The sequence below is a fragment of the Rhodococcus sp. P4_F5 genome, assembly GCF_056401315.1.
In genome coordinates this window covers 229,652-246,347 of record NZ_JBFUJP010000001.1, presented here as the reverse complement: position 1 = coordinate 246,347, position 16,696 = coordinate 229,652, and the positions used below count along the sequence as shown (strand labels likewise).

Genomic DNA, 16,696 nt, shown 5'->3' with positions numbered 1-16,696 from the left:
CTAGGAGCGCCGTGCACAGCGGTGCCGCGCCGAACGACGCGCCGATAGGCTTGGGGCATGGCTGATCAGGTGTTGGTGACCCTGGACGGCGTCGTGCACGATCCCGACGCCCCCCTGCTGCATGCGGACGACCTGGGTGCGGTGCGCGGCGACGGCGTCTTCGAGACGGTGCTGGTGCGCGACGGGGTGCCGTGCACCATCGAGCTGCACCTGGCGCGGCTGCGGAGGTCCGCGGCGGCGTTGGAACTGCCGGAGCCGGACCTCGACGACTGGCGGATCGCGGTCGGGCTGGCGCTCGACGAGTGGGGCGCCGACCGCGAGGGCATCATGCGCCTGGTGCTCAGCCGCGGGCGTGAGTCCGGCGGCGGGCCCACCGGGTACCTCACGGTCGGGCCGGTCGCGGACCGGGTCGAGGCCGCCCGCCGGGACGGGGTGTCGGTGCTCACGCTCGCCCGCGGGTACTCGGTCGACATGGCCGCGACGGCGCCGTGGCAGCTGCTGGGGGCCAAGACCCTGTCGTATGCGACCAACATGGCGGCGCTGCGGCACGCGCACGCGCGCGGCGCCGACGACGTGATCTTCACGAGCAGCGAGGGCATGGTGCTGGAGGGGCCGAGGTCGACGGTGCTGATCTCGCGCGGGCGGACGCTGATCACCCCGCCGATCGAACACGGGATCCTGCCCGGCACCACCCAGCAGGCCTTGTTCGAGGTGGCCGGAGCGCACCGGTTCCGGTGCGAGGTCGACGCTTTGAGGCCCGCGGATCTCATTCTGGCGGACGGACTCTGGCTGCTGTCGAGTGTGACTCTCGCCGCACGGGTGCACACCCTGGACGGGCTGAGCCTGCCGGCCCCGGAGATCGCGGACGAGGTGTCGTCGCTGGTGGGCCTGGCTGCGGAGACGGTAGGGGTCGAGCTCGACGCGGCCTGATGCCCGGACAGGTCGTCTTGACATTGATACTACGACTAGTAGTAGATAAAGACCTGCGGCATACCGCCGCGGGAGATACCTTTTGATTCGGGACTGAGGCGTCAGCCCACGACCTCGGTTCCGGCATGCCTGTCCAACGGGCCCTGTCTGGGAGTTGTCAATGGACGCACTGGATGTTTCGCGCTGGCAGTTCGGAATCACAACCGTCTACCACTTCATTCTCGTCCCCCTGACGATCGGGCTCGCCCCGCTCATCGCGATCATGCAGACGATGTGGGTGATCACCAAGAAGGATCACTGGTATCGGCTCACCAAGTTCTTCGGCAAGTTCTTCCTCATCAACTTCGCGCTCGGCGTCGCCACCGGCATCGTGCAGGAGTTCCAGTTCGGCATGAACTGGAGCGAGTACTCGCGCTTCGTCGGTGACGTGTTCGGGGCGCCGCTGGCGCTGGAGGGCCTGGTCGCCTTCTTCCTCGAATCCACCTTCCTCGGCCTGTGGATCTTCGGCTGGGGTCGGCTGCCGAAACTCGTTCACCTGGCCACGATTTGGCTGGTCGCGATCGGTGTCAACGCGTCCGCCTTCTTCATCATCGCCGCAAAYTCGTTCATGCAGCACCCGGTCGGTGCGGTGTACAACGAGGAACGCGGTCGGGCCGAGCTCACCAGTATCTGGGAGCTGCTGACGAACAACACTGCGCTGGCGGCTTTCCCGCACGTGGTGGCGGGTGCGTTCCTCACCGCGGGCACCTTCGTCGCGGGTATCGGCGGCTGGTGGATGGTGCGCAACATGAAGCGGGCCAAGGCGGCCACGGACCCCGTGGTGGCGGCCGCCAACGAGAACCAGGCCAGGACCATGTTCCGCCCGGTCACGATCCTCGCCCTGTGGGTGATGGTGGCCTCGGGTGTCGGCCTCGCGATCACCGGTGACATCCAGGCCAAGCTGATGTTCGAGCAGCAGCCGATGAAGATGGCCTCCGCGGAATCGTTGTGCCACACCGAGACCGACCCCAACTTCTCGATTCTCACGATCGGCACCCAGAACAACTGCGACAGCATCACCCGCGTGCTCGAGGTTCCCGGCGTGTTGCCCTACCTCGCCGAGGGCAGCTTCACCGGTGTCACCCTCCAGGGCGTCGAGGACCTGCAGTTGCAATACGAGGAGCAGTTCGGCCCCGGTAACTACCGGCCCAACCTGTTCGTCACCTACTGGACCTTCCGCGCGATGATCGGGTGGGCGGCCGGCTCGGCCATCCTCGCCGTGGTCGGGCTGTGGATGACCCGCGGCGGCCGGGTGCCGGACCAGAAGTGGTTCGGCTGGCTGTCCCTCCTCGCCATCCCTACGCCGTTCCTCGGCAACAGCGCCGGCTGGGTGTTCACCGAGATGGGCCGACAGCCCTGGGTGGTACATCCGAATCCGACCGGGGTGGACCAGATCCGGCTACTGGTCGATCAGGGTGTGTCCGACCATCCGACCGCCCTCGTGGTCGCCTCGCTGATCACCTTCACGCTGGTCTACGCCGCGCTCGGTGTCGTCTGGTTCATGTTGATCCGCCGGTATGCGATCGCCGGGCCGTCGGACCACGACATGCGTCCGCCGGGCGACGAATTGCCACCCGAAGACTCGGGTGAACCCAGACAACTGTCGTTCGCGTACTGAGGCGGGAGAAGACCATGGGACTTCAAGAATTCTGGTTCATCCTCATCGCGGTGCTCTTCGTCGGGTACTTCGTGCTCGAGGGCTTCGACTTCGGTGTCGGCATGCTGTTCCCGGCGCTCGGCCGTACCGACACCCGGCGTCGGGTGCTGCTCAACACCATCGGYCCGGTGTGGGACGGSAACGAGGTCTGGCTGATCACCGCSGGCGGYGCSWYGTTCGCGGCGTTCCCSGASTGGTACGCGACCCTGTTCTCGGGCTTCTACCTGCCGCTGCTGTTGATCCTGGTCGCGCTCATCCTGCGCATCTGTGCGATCGAGTGGCGCGGCAAGATCGACGATCCGGCCTGGCGCGCGCGGTGCGACGCCGGCATCATGATCGGCTCGTGGGTGCCCGCGGTTCTCTGGGGCGTCGCCTTCGCGAACATCGTGCGCGGCGTGGCCATCGACGAGAACAAGAAGGTCGTCTCCGGGTTCTTCGACCTGCTCAACCCGTACGCGCTGCTGGGCGGCGCGACGACGGCCATCGTGTTCGCGCTGCACGGCGCGGTGTTCCTCGCGCTCAAGACCTCCGGTGAGGTCCGCGAGGACGCGGTGAAACTCGCTGCACGACTGTCGATCCCGACGGTCGTGGTGGCCGGGGCGTTCGTGCTGTGGACACAGCTGGCCTACGGCAAGGGCTGGACGTGGATCCTGGTCGCGGTGGCCGCCGCCGCCCTGATCGGGGTGGTCGCGCTGACGGCCGTCGCGCGGGAGGGCTGGGCGTTCGTGCTCACCACGGTCGCGGTGATCGCCACGGTGGTCCTGCTCTTCGGCTCGCTCTACCCGAACCTGATGGTGTCCACCATCGACGAGGCGTACAACCTGACGATCTACAACGCCTCGTCGAGCCCGTACACGCTCAAGGTGATGACTTGGGCGGCCGTCTTCATGACGCCGGTGGTCATCGGATAYCAGGCCTGGACGTACTGGGTGTTCCGCCAGCGGATCTCGACCGCACAGATCCCGCCGTCGATCGGTCTTCCCGCGAAGTCGCGTTAGATGCCGACCGAGACCGAGGCCGCGCCCGAGTCACCCACCCGCGGGCGCGGCCCGGTGGACCCACGCCTGTGGCGCTACTCTCGGTCCGCCCGCGGCTACCTGCTCCTGACGGTGGCGCTCGCGCTGGTCACCGCGGTGACAGTCATCGTCTCCGCGGTGATGATCGGAACCGTGCTGGCCGGGGTGATCACCGACCCCGCGACCCGCAGCGTCGGCGCCTGGCGCACCGAACTGGCCGTCCTGGCCGGCGCGATCCTGGTACGCACCGTGTCCACCTGGGCGCACGCGCGTTTCGCGCACCGGTCGGCGTCGCGGGTGATCGGTGAGCTGCGGGGCGAGTTGCTCACCGCGGCCACCGAGCTGTCGCCGCGCGAGCTCGACCCCCGCCGCGACGAGGTGGCGACGGTCCTGACCCGCGGGATCGAGGGCCTGCGTGCGTATCTCACCGGGTACCTGCCAGCCCTGCTGCTCGCGGTCACCGTCACCCCGCTGGCGCTGCTGGTCATCGCGCTCACCGACGTCACGTCGGCCGTGATCGTGGTGGTGACGCTGCCCCTGATCCCGGTGTTCATGATCCTGATCGGGCTGCTCACCCGGGGCAAGGCCGAGGCCTCGCTGGCCACCATGACCAGCCTGTCCGGGCAGCTGCTGGACCTGCTGGCCGGCCTGCCGACACTGCGGGCACTCGGCCGCGAGCGCGGACCGGCGGACCGGGTTCGCGAGCTCGGTGATGCGCATCGGCGCACCACCATGGCCTCGCTTCGGGTGGCGTTCCTGTCCTCGATGGTGCTCGAGTTGCTGGCCACGCTCAGCGTCGCCCTGATCGCGGTGAGCATCGGGCTCCGCCTGGTGTTCGGCAACATGGGTCTTCGGGACGGGGTCGTCGCGCTGATCCTGGCTCCGGAGGTGTACCTGCCGCTGCGGATGGTCGGGGCCCAGTTCCATGCCGCAGAGGACGGAAAGGCCGCCGCGGACAAGGCCTTCGACATTCTCGACGGTCGCGGTACCGGCCCGCTCGGGGGAGGCGAGGTGGCGGACTCGGCCACGGTGACGTTGCGCGGGGTCGGTGTGCGTTCGCGCGGGGGCTGGGCGCCGCGGCGCCTGGACGTGACCGCGGAGCCGGGACGGGTCACTGTCCTCGCCGGCGCCAACGGCTCCGGCAAGTCCACTGCGCTGCAACTGATCCTGGGTCTCGCGAACCCGGACGAGGGGGAGGTGCTGGCCGGCGGGACGCCAGTGCACCGGCTGGACACCACTCGGTGGTGGCACGAGGTGGCCTGGCTGCCGCAGCATCCGGTGCTGGTCCCGGGCACGCTGCGCGAGAACCTCGAGCTCACGGGTCCGGTGGACGCCGACGAGTTGGATATCGAGAAAGCTTGTGCGGCAACCGGATTCGACACGGTGCTCGCCGAACTGCCGGACCGCTGGGACACCACGGTCGGCGTCGGGGGGCTGGGGCTCTCGGTGGGGCAGCGGCAACGCCTCGCGCTGACCCGGGTGCTGCTCTCGCCCGCGCCGATCCTGTTGCTCGACGAGCCGACCGCACACCTGGACGCCGACACGGAGGCGACGGTGCTCGCCTCGCTGCGCCGACTGGCCGCGGCCGGTCGGACCGTGCTGCTGGTGGGACATCGTCCGTCGGTGCTGGCCGCCGGAGACACCGTGGTGACCACGCAGTCCGAGGCAGTGCCCTCCGGAACCGGGGAGGCGGCGGCATGAGCGATCCTTTGCTCCGCGCACTGCGCCTGCTCGACTTGAGCCCGCGACGGGTGGCCTACGCGGTGGTCGCCGGGGTGGCGACGCTCGGCAGCGCGCTGGCGTTGGCCGCGCTGTCCGCGTGGCTGATCCCCCGGGCCTGGCAGATGCCGCCGGTGCTCGACCTGACAGTCGCCGTGGTGGCGGTGCGGGCGCTGGGCATCTCCCGCGGCATCTTCCGCTACCTCGAGCGGTTGGCCACCCACGACGCCGCCCTGCGGGGCACGGTGTCGGCGCGGGAGCGGATCTACCGGCGGCTGTCGGAGGGCGATCCGGCCGCGCCCGCCGGCCTCCGGCGCGGTGACCTGCTGGCCCGCACGGGGGCGGACGTCGACGCGCTCGGCGACGTGGTGGTACGGGCGCTGGTCCCGATCGCGGTCGCGGTGGTTCTCGCCCTAGTCGCGGTCGGTGGTCTGGCGTTGATCTCGCCCGCCGGTGCGCTGGTACTGGCCGTCGCACTGGCGGTTTCGGGGATCGCGGCGCCGATGCTCTCGGCGCGGGCCGCTCGGATGGCAGAGGCGGACGGTGCGCTCGCGGCGGCGCGGTTCAGCGAGTCCGCGGTCCTGGCCCTCGACCATGCCGCGGAACTGCGGGTGGCCGGCCGCCTGGACGAGATGCGCCGCCGGGCGCAGGCCTGGGAGCGTCAGGAGATCCGGGCGACGGATCGGGCGGCGGTACCCGCCGGGTTCGCCGCGGCCGCGACCCCGCTCGCCGTCGGCGCGAGCGTGCTCGGTGCCCTGCTGATCGGCATCGCGGCGTACGGCGTCGACGGGGGCACACCCGGCGCGATGACCCCGATGTCGCTGGCGATCCTGGTGCTGCTCCCGCTCGCCTCGTTCGAGGCTACGGCCGTGCTGCCGGCCGCCGCGGTCGCGCTGACCCGGGCCCGGATCGCGTCCGCCCGCATCATGGAACTGCTGGACCGGGCAGGCGAGGCGCCCGCGCCGAGCACGGCTCCGGTGACGGAACCGGTGCACGTGCGGGCCCGACGGTTGCGGTGCGGCTGGCCCGGCGGCACCGACACCGACCCGATGGACCTGGACCTGCCGCCCGGTTCGCGGACCGCGGTGGTGGGACCGAGCGGCGCCGGCAAGACGGCGCTGCTGATGACCCTCGCGGGTCTGCTCGGCCCGGCTGACGGCGACGTCACCGTGAACGGGGCGGCGGTCGGGGACCTGGACCCGGCCCAGGTGCGTCGCGAGGTCGGGTTCTTCGCCGAGGATGCGCACCTGTTCGAGACGTCACTGCTGGAGAACCTGCGGGTGGCCCGCGGCGACCTCGACCAGGCCGAGGCGTTGGCGACGTTGGAATCGGTGGGTCTGGGCGAGTGGCTCGCCGGACTGCCGGACGGCGTGCACACCTCTCTCGCGTCGGGGGGCCGGTCGCTGTCCGGGGGTCAGCGTCGCCGGCTCCTGCTCGCCCGGGCGCTGGTCTCGCCCGCGCAGGTGCTGCTGCTCGACGAGCCGACGGAACACCTTGACGCCGAGGAGGGCGCGGCGCTGCTCCGCGCGCTCCTCGACCGCTCCGGCAACCTGGTGGACCCGGGCCGAACGGTGGTCGTGGTGACGCATCAACTGCCGAGCGGCAGTGCCGTGGATCGGGTGCTCGAGGTGGGAGCCGACCGTAATGAGGCGAGCGGTCGGAGTGATCGAATCGTGACCGAACGGCCCGCTGTCGAGACCAAGCAGTGACACGAAACCCGATGGGCCGTCCGAGACCCCTGGCATAGTSACCGACGGAATGCTCGATCGAACGTCCTGACGACTGGGGAGTGGTCCATGGGAGCGTTGATTCGAAGTCTGGTAGGCGGCGTCGTGGTCGGGTTGGCGTCGGTCCTGGTAGCGGCGACGGCGGGGGCCGGCGGTGCGGCCGCGCTCCCGGTCTACCCGGTGGCCGACCCGGATCCCTTCTTCAGTGCGCCGCCGGACCTGGCCGCGCATGCTCCCGGCGAGGTGCTCAAGCTCCGGCAGATGCCGCCCAACCTCTACTTTCCCGGGAGCCAGGTGTGGGAGGTGCTCTTCAGCACGAAGGACTCCCAGGGGCATCCGATGGCGGCGAACACCACCTTCCTGCTGCCGCCGAACCGCGTCCCGGACGGTCCGCTGGTGTCGTACCAGCACATCATCAACGCGCTCGGGAACAAGTGCAAGATCGCGACCGAGCTCTACACGACCGACCCGTTCACCCAGATCCGGGAGGCGCCCGGCCTGAACATCGCGCTCGCGCGGGGGTGGGCGGTGACACTTCCCGACCATCTCGGGCCGAGGATGGCGTACGGCGCCGCGAAGCTCGGCGGGCAGATCACTCTCGACGGGCTCAAGGCCGTGCGGAAGATCCCCGAGTTCCAGGTGGCGAACAGCCCGATCGGTCTGGCCGGCTACTCCGGGGGCGGGATGGCGACCGGATGGGCCGCCGCGATGGCACCCACCTACGCGCCCGAACTGAACATCGTCGGCGCGGCCGAGGGCGGCGTCCCGATGAACCTGGCGAAGATGGCCCAGGCGCTCGGCGCGAACCCGCATCCGGCCTTCGGCCTCGCGATGGCGGCCGCGCTGGGGCTCGAACGCGAGTACCCGGACCGGATCAACGTGTCGGGCCAGCTCAACGACCAGGGCCGCTGGCTCCAGGACATGATCAAGAACGGCTGTACCAACGAGATCATGTTCTGGGGCATCGGGCGCAGCGCGGCGCAGGTGACGGACAACAAGGACTTCATGAACTATCCGGCCGCCTGGGAGGTGATGGACGAGAACAGCCTCGAGCTGTACCCGGGCGTCCCGGACTTCCCGATCTTCGAATGGCACAGCCCCACCGACGGATTGATCCCGGTCGACTCCATCGACAACACCCTGCGGCGTTACTGCGGGGCCGGCACTCCGGTGGAGTCGCTCCTGACGCCCACCCCGGACCATCTCTCCGCCGCGGTCCTGGGTCTGCCGCGGGCGCTCGACTGGATGGAGGACAGGTTCCGCGGGGACGCCGCACCGTCCACCTGCTGACCTGCGCACGGACCGGAAAATAATCCGTTGCACACCCTCGTGGCCGGGCGTACCTTCGTCCGTACACGAGGAAGGAGGTGGTCTGAAGTTGAAGAACTACAGGACGCGTGAGGTGGCTGTCAGCTAGCCGCGCCAGCGGAATTCACTGACCGCGTGTGCGGCTGGCGAATCCCCGACAGTCACCCGGCCCCCGAGCCCCCGGTCAGTCCCGACCGGGACCGTGCGACGACAAGCGTCCGTCGGCGGTACGGCTCGGGGGCCGTTCCGCGTCGACGGGCAGCAATCAGACGGAGGGGCAGCGATCAGACGGGAGTGCTACCCGATGTAGCGGGACAGCCTCGCGGACAGGTGCGGCTTCAGCGGACCGTCGGCGAGGATGCGCTCCTCGACGTAGGCGAGGTCACCGCCCTCGACGATGCCGTAGAGGCGCTTGGCGCCGCCGACCATCGCCCCGTGCTTGCTGCGGATGACGACGTCGGTCGCCAGTTCCCAGCTGGACTGGGTGAGCGCCTGGCCGTAGTACAGCTCGACGACGCCGGAGGCGTGCGTGAGCAGCAGTTCGACGGTCTCCTCGTCGACGCTGCCGGGGACGCCGTCGCCGCTGACCCGCCAGAACCCGCTCTCGCGCAGGTCCGGTCCGGTGTACTGACCGTCGACGTCCAGGCGCCAGGACCGTGACTCCCAGGACAGGAAGTTGCCGCCGTCGTGGCTGACGACCACCTGCTGGCCGAACCGGTACTCGCCCTCGAGGTCGTGTCCCTCGCCCTCGCCGCGCCAGACGCCGACGAGCGGCAGCAGCGCGAGCAGGCCGGGATGCAGGTCGGGGCCGAGGCGCAGGTTCGCGGTCTCCTCGGGCAGCGGAAGTCCGGACAGTACCGGGATGTTGCGCCCGGCAGTGTCCTTGGACCGCTCGATCGCGTCGGCCACGGCCTTGTCGCCGGAGCCGCGTTGCACGGCTGGCTGGTCGGGCGACTGATCGTCCTCGGGGACCCCGGTCGGACTCACGGCTGGTCGGTGACCAAGCGGTACACGACGTAGAGCGAGAACCAGGTAATCAGAATGGCTGCGAGAACCAGCAGCACCTCGAAGAAAATGACCACGGCGTCATTCTAGACCGGGCCGCCGGATCCGGCCGCCTCGGGTGGTGCAGGTGCGTCGGGTGGCGTCCGGACCTGGGTCCGGACGCACGACGGCCCCGCCCCGGGCGAACCGGGAGCGGGGCCGTGACGCGACGCGTCCTACTTGCTGACGGTGATGTCCACGTTGTGGATGCCGCTGCCCTCGGGGGAGAGGGTGGTGTCGCCGTTGCCGGTGCTGGACAGTGCACGCACGGTCCAGGTGCCCGGGGCGGCGAAGAAGCGGAAGTCGCCGGTGCCGGACGCGACGACCTCGGCGGTGAACTCGCCGGTGCCGTCGAGCAGGCGGACGAACGCGCCGCCGACGGGCTGGCCGTCAGCGCTCAGCACGCGACCGGTGATGACGGTTTCCTTCTCGACGTTGACGCCGGACGGCAGGGTCTGACCCTGAACAGGTGCTCCGCACATGATTTATGCTCCCAATTCGATCGGTGCGCCGACGAGAGAGCCGTACTCGACCCAGCTGCCGTCGTAGTTCTTGACATTGCTCTTGCCCAGGATCTCCTGCAGCACGAACCAGGTGTGGCTCGACCGCTCGCCGATACGGCAGTACGCGATGGTCTCGCGGCTGTCGTCGAATCCCTTTGCGGCGTACAGCTTCTCCAGGTCGTCGTCCGACTTGAAGGTGCCGTCCTCGTTGGCGGTGGTGCTCCACGGGATGTTGATGGCGCCGGGGACGTGGCCCCGCTGCTGCGCCTGCTCCTGCGGGAGGTGCGCCGGCGCGAGGATCTTGCCGGAGAACTCGTCGGGCGAGCGCACGTCGACGAGGTTCTTGCTGCCGATGGCGTTGATGACCTCGTCGCGGAACGCGCGGATGGAGGTGTCCGGCTCGGCGGCCTTGTAGTCGGTGACCGGGCGGGTGACCTCGGCTGCCGACAGCGGGCGGCCGTCGAGCTCCCACTTCTTGCGGCCGCCGTCGATCAGCTTGATGTCCTGGTGGCCGTACAGCTTGAAGTACCAGTACGCGTACGCCGCGAACCAGTTGTTGTTGCCGCCGTAGAGCACGACGGTGTCGTCGTTGGAGATGCCCTTGGCGGACAGCAGCTCGGAGAACTGCTCCCGGTTGAGGAAGTCCCGGCGGACGGCGTCCTGCAGGTCCTTTCGCCAGTCGAGCTTGACTGCGCCCTCGATGTGGCCGCCGTCGTATGCCGAGGCATCTTCGTCGACCTCGACGAAAACCGTCTTCGGGGCGGAGAGATTCTGCTCTGCCCAGTCGGCTGAGACCAGGACGTCGGAGCGAGCCATGGGTTTCCTTTCGTTCTTACTGCTTGGGTCTGGGTGGGAGGCGCGGACTACGTCGCAAGCCGCGTCGGACCGCGGAAGCGGGCCACGAGTGGGTAGATCTGGCATCCGAGGCAGATGCCGAACGCCGCATTGAGCAGGGCGGCGAAGAGGGCGAAGCCGGTGGCGACCGCGCCGAGCGTGGCCAGGCCGGTGAGGAACCCGGCGACGCCGACGACGGCGAACGCCAGGCCGACGAGCTGCGCGAACTTCAGCGGCGCGGCCGGTTCGCGTTCGCTGGTCGGTGCCAGTCGCGGCGCCACGAACAGGGCGAAGACCTGCCCGTACGGGCTGCGGCGCGGGCCGAGGGCGGCGCCGATCGCGAACACCACGGCCTGCACGGCAAGCAGCAGGCCGGCCGCGACCGCGGAGACGGTGGACAACGCGAGGACGGCGACGAGGACAGCGGTGGTGATCCAGGCGGCGAAGCGAGGTCCGCGGACGTCGACCTGGGTCGGCGTCGAACTGGTTACGGATTGGGTGGTGAAGGTAGGCATCGGGATGTGCTCCTGCGCTCGAACGAGTGCCTCGTGAGTACGTGAAGACCTGGTTACGTAAAGAGGGCGCGTGTTCCGATCGGCACGGCGCGGGGCTCAGGCGGAATGCCGGAAATGAGCCTGAATGCGGTCAGCCGTGCGATCAGCAGCAGAGACAGCAACAACCACCGAGGCGGCACAGGTCAACTGTGCGGCGACGGGTGAGCATGAGCTCTTGGCTGGAGTGCACGTCGGCGAGCTTACCCGTTTTTTCCCGGAACAGAGTTGCCGGGTCCGCACAGTGGGAGCAGCGCGGTCTCGAGGTCCGCGGCGGCGGGGACCCCGGAAATCCGGTGCCGCTGCACCAGCGCGGCGTCGAAGATGAAGGTGGTGGGCAGCGACAGTACGCCCAGTTCTTTTGCCAGGACGGGGTTTTCGTCGATGTCCAGCTCCACCTCGACGGTGCGGGCCGCGTCGGGGCCGAGCCGGGTGTCGAGGTTCCCGAGGACCTGGTGGATCACCCGTCGCACCGCAGCGCAGGGCCCGCACCAGTCCGCGGAGAAGTGCAGGACAGTGGGCCCCGCGGTGTTCACCCCGGCCTCGGTGAGCAGCTCGCGCAGGGCTTCGTCGACCACGGGCCCGGATTCGGTGGCCCGGACCGTGCCCGAGCGCGCGCGCAGCAACGCCCCGGCCGCGAGAGCGGCCACCAGCACGACGGAGAGGACGACGAGGGCGGTCACGGCGTCTGCAGATCGTCGAGGTTGATCACCACGTTCTCGCCGACACCCTCGATCACCAGCTGGGATCCCTCCGCGTAGACCTTGCTGGGGACCACGCCGAACGGCAACTGCTGCGCGTCGATGGTCTTGGTGAACAGCCCGAGCACGGTCGGCTTCAGGATCTCCGGGACGGTGAAGTCGGCACGGCCCTCAGGCCCGAAGTAGAGGTCGGTGGCGACGACCTTGACGTTCTCGCCGTCGAGGACCAGGTCGGCCTGCACGCTGACGCTGGCCCGCAGCGGCCCGACCGGGACAGTGCCGGTGAGCACGACGCCGCCCGAGGTGGTCATCCCGGAGCCGCCGGAGCCGCCGGTCCCGTCGGACGGGTCGGCCGGCGGCGCGGAAACCTGCAGGTCGGGGATGCCGAGGAAAGTGCCGAGCTCGGTGGCGTCGATCAGCACACGGCCGTCGATCTGGTCGACGGGGACCGTCTTCACCGTGCCGTTGACCAGGTCGGACGCCGGGATGCTGACGCCGTGCAGGTTCGCCTCCACGGTCACCTCGCCCACGACGTTGCTGTTCACGCCCTGGGCGCGGATCTCGACGTTCGAGTACTTCCCGGCGGCGGCCTGAGTGAGGAACGGGAAGCCGGTGATGGTCACGTCGGGGTCGGCGGTGAGCTCACCGCCGGCCCGCAGGCCTCGTGAGACCCGGTACTCGGAGTAGGCGGCCGCACCGAAGTCGACGACGACGACAAGCGCCAGCAGGCACACCAGGGCGAGTATCAGTTTGCGCACCGCACCATTGTGACCGAACGCGCCGGGACTGGTCGGTCCGGCTGTCGAAGGCGGCAAGCTAGTCTGTTTCGAGGTATCGCGTCACCGTCGCCGCGTGTTCAGGCACATCACCGTGTTCAGGCACACCACCGTGCTCGACATGGACGACGAGAGGGGAAGGCCCGCGTGGAGCTGCTCCTGCTGACCTCGGACCCGCACCCGGAGGCAGTGCTGCCTTCACTCGCGCTGTTGGCGCACACCCTCAGGCCGGCGCCCACGGAAGTGTCGTCGCTGCTCGAGGCCGGGTCCGCGGACGTGGCACTGGTCGACGCGCGCACCGACCTCGCGGCCGCGCGCGGACTGTGCCGGCTGCTCGGCAGCACCGGTTCGGCGGTTCCCGTGGTCGCGGTCGTGACCGAGGGCGGACTGGTCGCGGTGAACTCCGAATGGGGTCTCGACGACATCCTGCTGCCCGGCACCGGCCCCGCCGAACTCGACGCGCGGCTGCGGCTGCTGGTCGGGCGCAGCGGCGGGCTGGCCAGTCCGGAGGCGTCCGGCAAGATCACCCTCGGTGAGCTGACGATCGACGAGGGCACCTACACCGCGCGGTTGCGCGGGCGCCCCCTCGACCTCACCTACAAGGAGTTCGAGCTGCTCAAGTACCTCGCGCAGCACTCCGGCCGGGTCTTCACCCGGGCCCAGCTGCTGCAGGAGGTCTGGGGCTACGACTTCTTCGGCGGCACCCGCACGGTCGACGTTCACGTGCGACGGCTGCGGGCCAAACTCGGCCCCGAGCACGAGTCCCTGATCGGGACCGTCCGCAACGTCGGCTACAAGGCCGTCCGGCCCAGCCGCAAGTCCGGGGGCGGTCAGGCGGACGCGGAGACCGTCGCCGACGACGACACCGGCGAGGCGGCCGACGCGACTCTGACCACGACCAACGGGACCGCGCAGTAGATGGAGACGGTGTAGTACATGGACGAGTTCGACCTGAGCCGGCCGACGCGGCTCGACGCCGGGCAGCAGGCGCAGGTACGCGCCGTGCTGGACCGGGCCACCGCGGTGGACGGCACCGCGCCGGTTTCCGAGCAGGCCGTGCACAACCTGGCCGCCGATGCCGGACACCTGCTGGCCACCCACGACGGCGTGGTCGTCGGCTACGCCGGGGTCGAACCCGCGCACGGCGAGCACCCGGCCATGGCGGAGGTCGCCGTCGATCCCGACCGTCGCGGCCGGGGGATCGGCCGCGCGCTGGTCGCCGACGCACTGGCCGCGGGCGGAGCCGGCACCCGGGTCTGGGCGCACGGCGACCTGCCGGCCGCCCGTGCCGTCGCCGCGCACCTGGGGCTGCGGCCGGCCCGCGAACTGCTGCAGCTGCGCCGTCGGCTGGACGCCCCGGAGCTGCCCGAGGTGCCGGTGCCGGCCGACGTCACCCTGCGCACCTACGCGGGGGCCGCGGACGACGCCGAGCTGCTGCGGGTGAACGCCGCCGCGTTCGACTGGCACCCCGAGCAGGGCTCCTGGGCCCAGCACGAGATCGACGAGCGGGTGGCGGAGCCGTGGTTCGACCCGGCCGGACTGTTCGTCGCGGCCGACGCCGCGACCGGTGCGGTGCTGGGCTTCCACTGGACCAAGGTGCACCCGGCCACCGCGGACGGACCCGCGATCGGGGAGGTGTACGTGGTGGCGATCGACCCGGCCGCGCAGGGCCGTGGACTGGGCCGACTCCTGACCGTTGCCGGCCTCCGGTACCTTCGCGACCGGGGACTCGGTTCGGTGCTGCTGTACACCGAAGCGGACAACACCGCGGCGCTGCACACCTACGACCGGCTCGGATTCGGTCGATTCCACGTGGACGTCGCATACACCGGGGTCGAAGGGGCGTAGATGTTCTACTGGCTGTTGAAGTACGCGTTCGTCGGACCGTTGATCGCTCTGATCAACCGTCCGAAAGTTGAAGGGGTGGAGAACATCCCGACTCACGGTCCCGCGATCCTGGCCGGCAACCACCTGTCCGTCGCGGACTGGCTGTTCGCGCCCCTGGCGTCGCCGCGCCGGATCACGTACCTGGCCAAGAGCGAGTACTTCACCACGCCCGGGTTCAAGGGCACGCTGCAGCGCTGGTTCTACAGCGGCGCCGGCCAGGTGCCGATCGACCGCAGCGGAGCGGACGCCGCGCAGTCGGCGCTCGCGACCGCCACCCGCCTGCTCGACGAGGGCAAGCTGGTGGGGCTGTTCCCCGAGGGCACCCGCTCGCCGGACGGCCGGCTGTACAAGGGCAAGACCGGGATGGCGCGGGTGGCGCTGGCCACCGGCATCCCGGTGATCCCGGTCGCGGTCATCGGTACCGGCGAGGTGTGCCCGCCCGGTCCGTTCCGCTGGCGTCGTCGCCGGGTGCAGGTGAAGTTCGGCGCACCGATCGACTTCTCCCGCTTCGACGGGATGAGTGGAAATCGCTGGGTGGAGCGGGCGATCACCGACGAGGTGATGTACGCGCTCATGCAGATGTCGGGCCAGGAGTACGTCGACGTCTACGCGTCCACCCTGAAGAACCCGCGGCCCCAGGATCTCGAGGCGGCGCGCCCGACGGCGGCGTGATCCTCAACACTGCTGTGGAGGAGTTCACCTTCCGTTCACCGTTCCGGGACCGTCTGTCCACCACCGGCCCTTAGCTTTCTTGGTGGGCGGCGATGCGCTGCCCGGTGCATCGGACCCCGAACTGCGCCTCGCAATGTCGCCCGACTCGGGCGAAATGGTTGAGCCTCCCGGAGGAATTAGCGTGAACTTCAAGCGCAGTGGTGCAGTGCTCGGTGCGGTGGCCGTCGGGGCCATGGCCCTGACCGCGTGCGGCAGCGACAACAACTCCGCCAGCAACACCACCACGGTGAACAGCGCGGCCTCGAACGCCACCTGTGAGGGCAAGAGCACGCTCTCCGCCGCGGGTTCCTCGGCGCAGAAGAACGCGATGGATGCCTTCGCCTCCACCTACATCGCGGTGTGCGCGGACAAGGGCAAGGACGTCAAGGTCGCGTACAACCCCAGCGGTTCCGGCGACGGGCGCACCCAGTTCATCGCCAAGCAGGTCGACTTCGCCGGCTCGGACTCCGCCATCAAGGGCGACCAGGCCGCGGCGGCCAAGGAGCGTTGCGCCGGCAACGACGCCTGGAACCTCCCGCTGGTGTTCGGCCCCGTCGCGATCGCCTACAACCTCGACGGCATCGAGGACCTCACGCTCAACGGCGAGACGCTCGCCAAGATCTTCAGCGGCGCGATCACCAAGTGGAACGACCCCGCGATCGCCGCACTCAACAGCGGCGTGAGCCTGCCCGACGAGGCGATCGTCCCGATCGTCCGCTCGGACTCCTCGGGCACCACCGACAACTTCCAGCAGTACCTGACCACCGCCTCCAACGGCGCGTGGACCAAGGGTGCCGGTTCCGACTTCGTCGGCGGCGTCGGCGAGGGCGCCAAGGGCTCGGCCGGTGTGTCGCAGGCCGTGGCCGGTGCGCCCGGGTCGATCACCTACGTCGAGAAGTCCTTCGCGGACCAGAACAAGCTGGCGATGGCGCGGATCGACACCGGCACGGGCCCGGTCGAGCTGACCGAGGAAACCGCGGGCAAGGCGATCAGCAGCGCCAAGTTCAAGAACGAGGGCACCGGCGACCTGTCGCTGGACCTCAACTCGATCTTCGGCACCTCCGAGCCGGGCGCGTACCCGCTGGTGCTGGCGACCTACGAGATCGTCTGCTCGAAGGGCTACGACGCCGACACCTCGGCGGCCGTGAAGTCGTTCCTGACCAGCGCCGCCAGCGAGGGGCAGGCCGACCTGGCCGCGCAGGGCTACGTTCCGCTGCCCGCCACGGTGCAGGACAAGCTGACCGCGTCCATCGCCGCCATCGGCTGAGTTTTCCCGAACCGGACTCCGCTCTA

At 69.8% G+C, this 16,696-nt stretch carries 16 protein-coding genes; 10 read left to right on the top strand and 6 right to left on the bottom strand.

Going from position 1 to position 16,696, the window contains the following annotated elements; translation table 11 throughout:
• Positions 1–57 precede the first annotated feature (57 nt).
• From AC1DU4_RS01280 to AC1DU4_RS01255, 6 genes are all read left to right on the top strand, one after another.
• The gene (locus AC1DU4_RS01280) at positions 58–930 is read left to right on the top strand and encodes an aminodeoxychorismate lyase (RefSeq protein ID WP_477837213.1); all 873 of its coding nucleotides are present in this window, start codon (positions 58–60) and stop codon (positions 928–930) included.
• 160 nt (positions 931–1,090) lie between these two features.
• On the top strand, positions 1,091–2,587 hold the full coding sequence (locus tag AC1DU4_RS01275) for a cytochrome ubiquinol oxidase subunit I (protein ID WP_477837212.1): 1,497 nt from the start codon (positions 1,091–1,093) through the stop codon (positions 2,585–2,587).
• Positions 2,588–2,601: 14 nt separating this feature from the next.
• On the top strand, positions 2,602–3,624 hold the full coding sequence (gene cydB / locus AC1DU4_RS01270; RefSeq protein WP_477837210.1) for a cytochrome d ubiquinol oxidase subunit II: 1,023 nt from the start codon (positions 2,602–2,604) through the stop codon (positions 3,622–3,624).
• A complete protein-coding gene (gene cydD / locus AC1DU4_RS01265) occupies positions 3,625–5,343 on the top strand; it encodes a thiol reductant ABC exporter subunit CydD (protein ID WP_477837208.1) in 1,719 nt (572 codons plus the stop codon).
• Positions 5,340–7,070 carry a thiol reductant ABC exporter subunit CydC gene (gene cydC / locus AC1DU4_RS01260; protein WP_477837206.1) on the top strand — a complete coding sequence of 577 codons (1,731 nt, stop codon included), beginning with the start codon at positions 5,340–5,342 and terminating at the stop codon, positions 7,068–7,070. Before cydD ends, cydC begins: the two co-directional genes overlap by 4 nt.
• An 87-nt stretch (positions 7,071–7,157) precedes the next feature.
• Positions 7,158–8,378, top strand: a complete 1,221-nt coding sequence (locus tag AC1DU4_RS01255; RefSeq protein WP_477837203.1) for a lipase family protein — start codon at positions 7,158–7,160, stop codon at positions 8,376–8,378.
• Positions 8,379–8,693: 315 nt separating this feature from the next.
• Here AC1DU4_RS01255 and AC1DU4_RS01250 read toward each other — a convergent pair whose 3' ends face one another.
• The 6 genes from AC1DU4_RS01250 to AC1DU4_RS01225 all read right to left on the bottom strand — a co-directional run bounded on the left by AC1DU4_RS01250 (position 8,694) and on the right by AC1DU4_RS01225 (position 12,787).
• Positions 8,694–9,332 carry a heme-binding beta-barrel domain-containing protein gene (locus AC1DU4_RS01250; RefSeq protein ID WP_477837435.1) on the bottom strand — a complete coding sequence of 213 codons (639 nt, stop codon included), beginning with the start codon at positions 9,330–9,332 and terminating at the stop codon, positions 8,694–8,696.
• Positions 9,333–9,616: 284 nt separating this feature from the next.
• On the bottom strand, positions 9,617–9,922 hold the full coding sequence (locus AC1DU4_RS01245; RefSeq protein WP_072843030.1) for a DUF1416 domain-containing protein: 306 nt from the start codon (positions 9,920–9,922) through the stop codon (positions 9,617–9,619).
• 3 nt (positions 9,923–9,925) lie between these two features.
• Positions 9,926–10,759, bottom strand: a complete 834-nt coding sequence (locus AC1DU4_RS01240; RefSeq protein ID WP_072843029.1) for a sulfurtransferase — start codon at positions 10,757–10,759, stop codon at positions 9,926–9,928.
• A gap of 47 nt (positions 10,760–10,806) precedes the next feature.
• Positions 10,807–11,292 (bottom strand): DUF4395 domain-containing protein, encoded by a 486-nt coding sequence (locus AC1DU4_RS01235; protein WP_477837200.1) that lies wholly within the window; start codon positions 11,290–11,292, stop codon positions 10,807–10,809.
• Positions 11,293–11,531: 239 nt separating this feature from the next.
• Complete coding sequence (locus AC1DU4_RS01230) at positions 11,532–12,011, bottom strand: thioredoxin family protein (protein WP_477837198.1); 480 nt, start codon at positions 12,009–12,011, stop codon at positions 11,532–11,534.
• Complete coding sequence (locus AC1DU4_RS01225; protein ID WP_477837196.1) at positions 12,008–12,787, bottom strand: LmeA family phospholipid-binding protein; 780 nt, start codon at positions 12,785–12,787, stop codon at positions 12,008–12,010. The genes AC1DU4_RS01230 and AC1DU4_RS01225 overlap by 4 nt, the downstream gene beginning before the upstream one ends.
• 165 nt (positions 12,788–12,952) lie before the next feature.
• Between AC1DU4_RS01225 and AC1DU4_RS01220 the strand changes: the two genes are divergently transcribed.
• From AC1DU4_RS01220 to pstS, 4 genes are all read left to right on the top strand, one after another.
• Positions 12,953–13,723, top strand: coding sequence for a winged helix-turn-helix transcriptional regulator (locus tag AC1DU4_RS01220; RefSeq protein ID WP_477837194.1), 771 nt, complete (start codon positions 12,953–12,955; stop codon positions 13,721–13,723).
• Between the two features lie 18 nt (positions 13,724–13,741).
• Positions 13,742–14,653, top strand: coding sequence for a mycothiol synthase (mshD, locus tag AC1DU4_RS01215; protein WP_477837192.1), 912 nt, complete (start codon positions 13,742–13,744; stop codon positions 14,651–14,653).
• Positions 14,654–15,364 (top strand): lysophospholipid acyltransferase family protein, encoded by a 711-nt coding sequence (locus AC1DU4_RS01210; RefSeq protein WP_072843023.1) that lies wholly within the window; start codon positions 14,654–14,656, stop codon positions 15,362–15,364.
• A gap of 181 nt (positions 15,365–15,545) precedes the next feature.
• Positions 15,546–16,670, top strand: coding sequence for a phosphate ABC transporter substrate-binding protein PstS (gene pstS, locus AC1DU4_RS01205; RefSeq protein ID WP_477837190.1), 1,125 nt, complete (start codon positions 15,546–15,548; stop codon positions 16,668–16,670).
• The last annotated feature ends 26 nt before the right edge of the window (positions 16,671–16,696 follow it).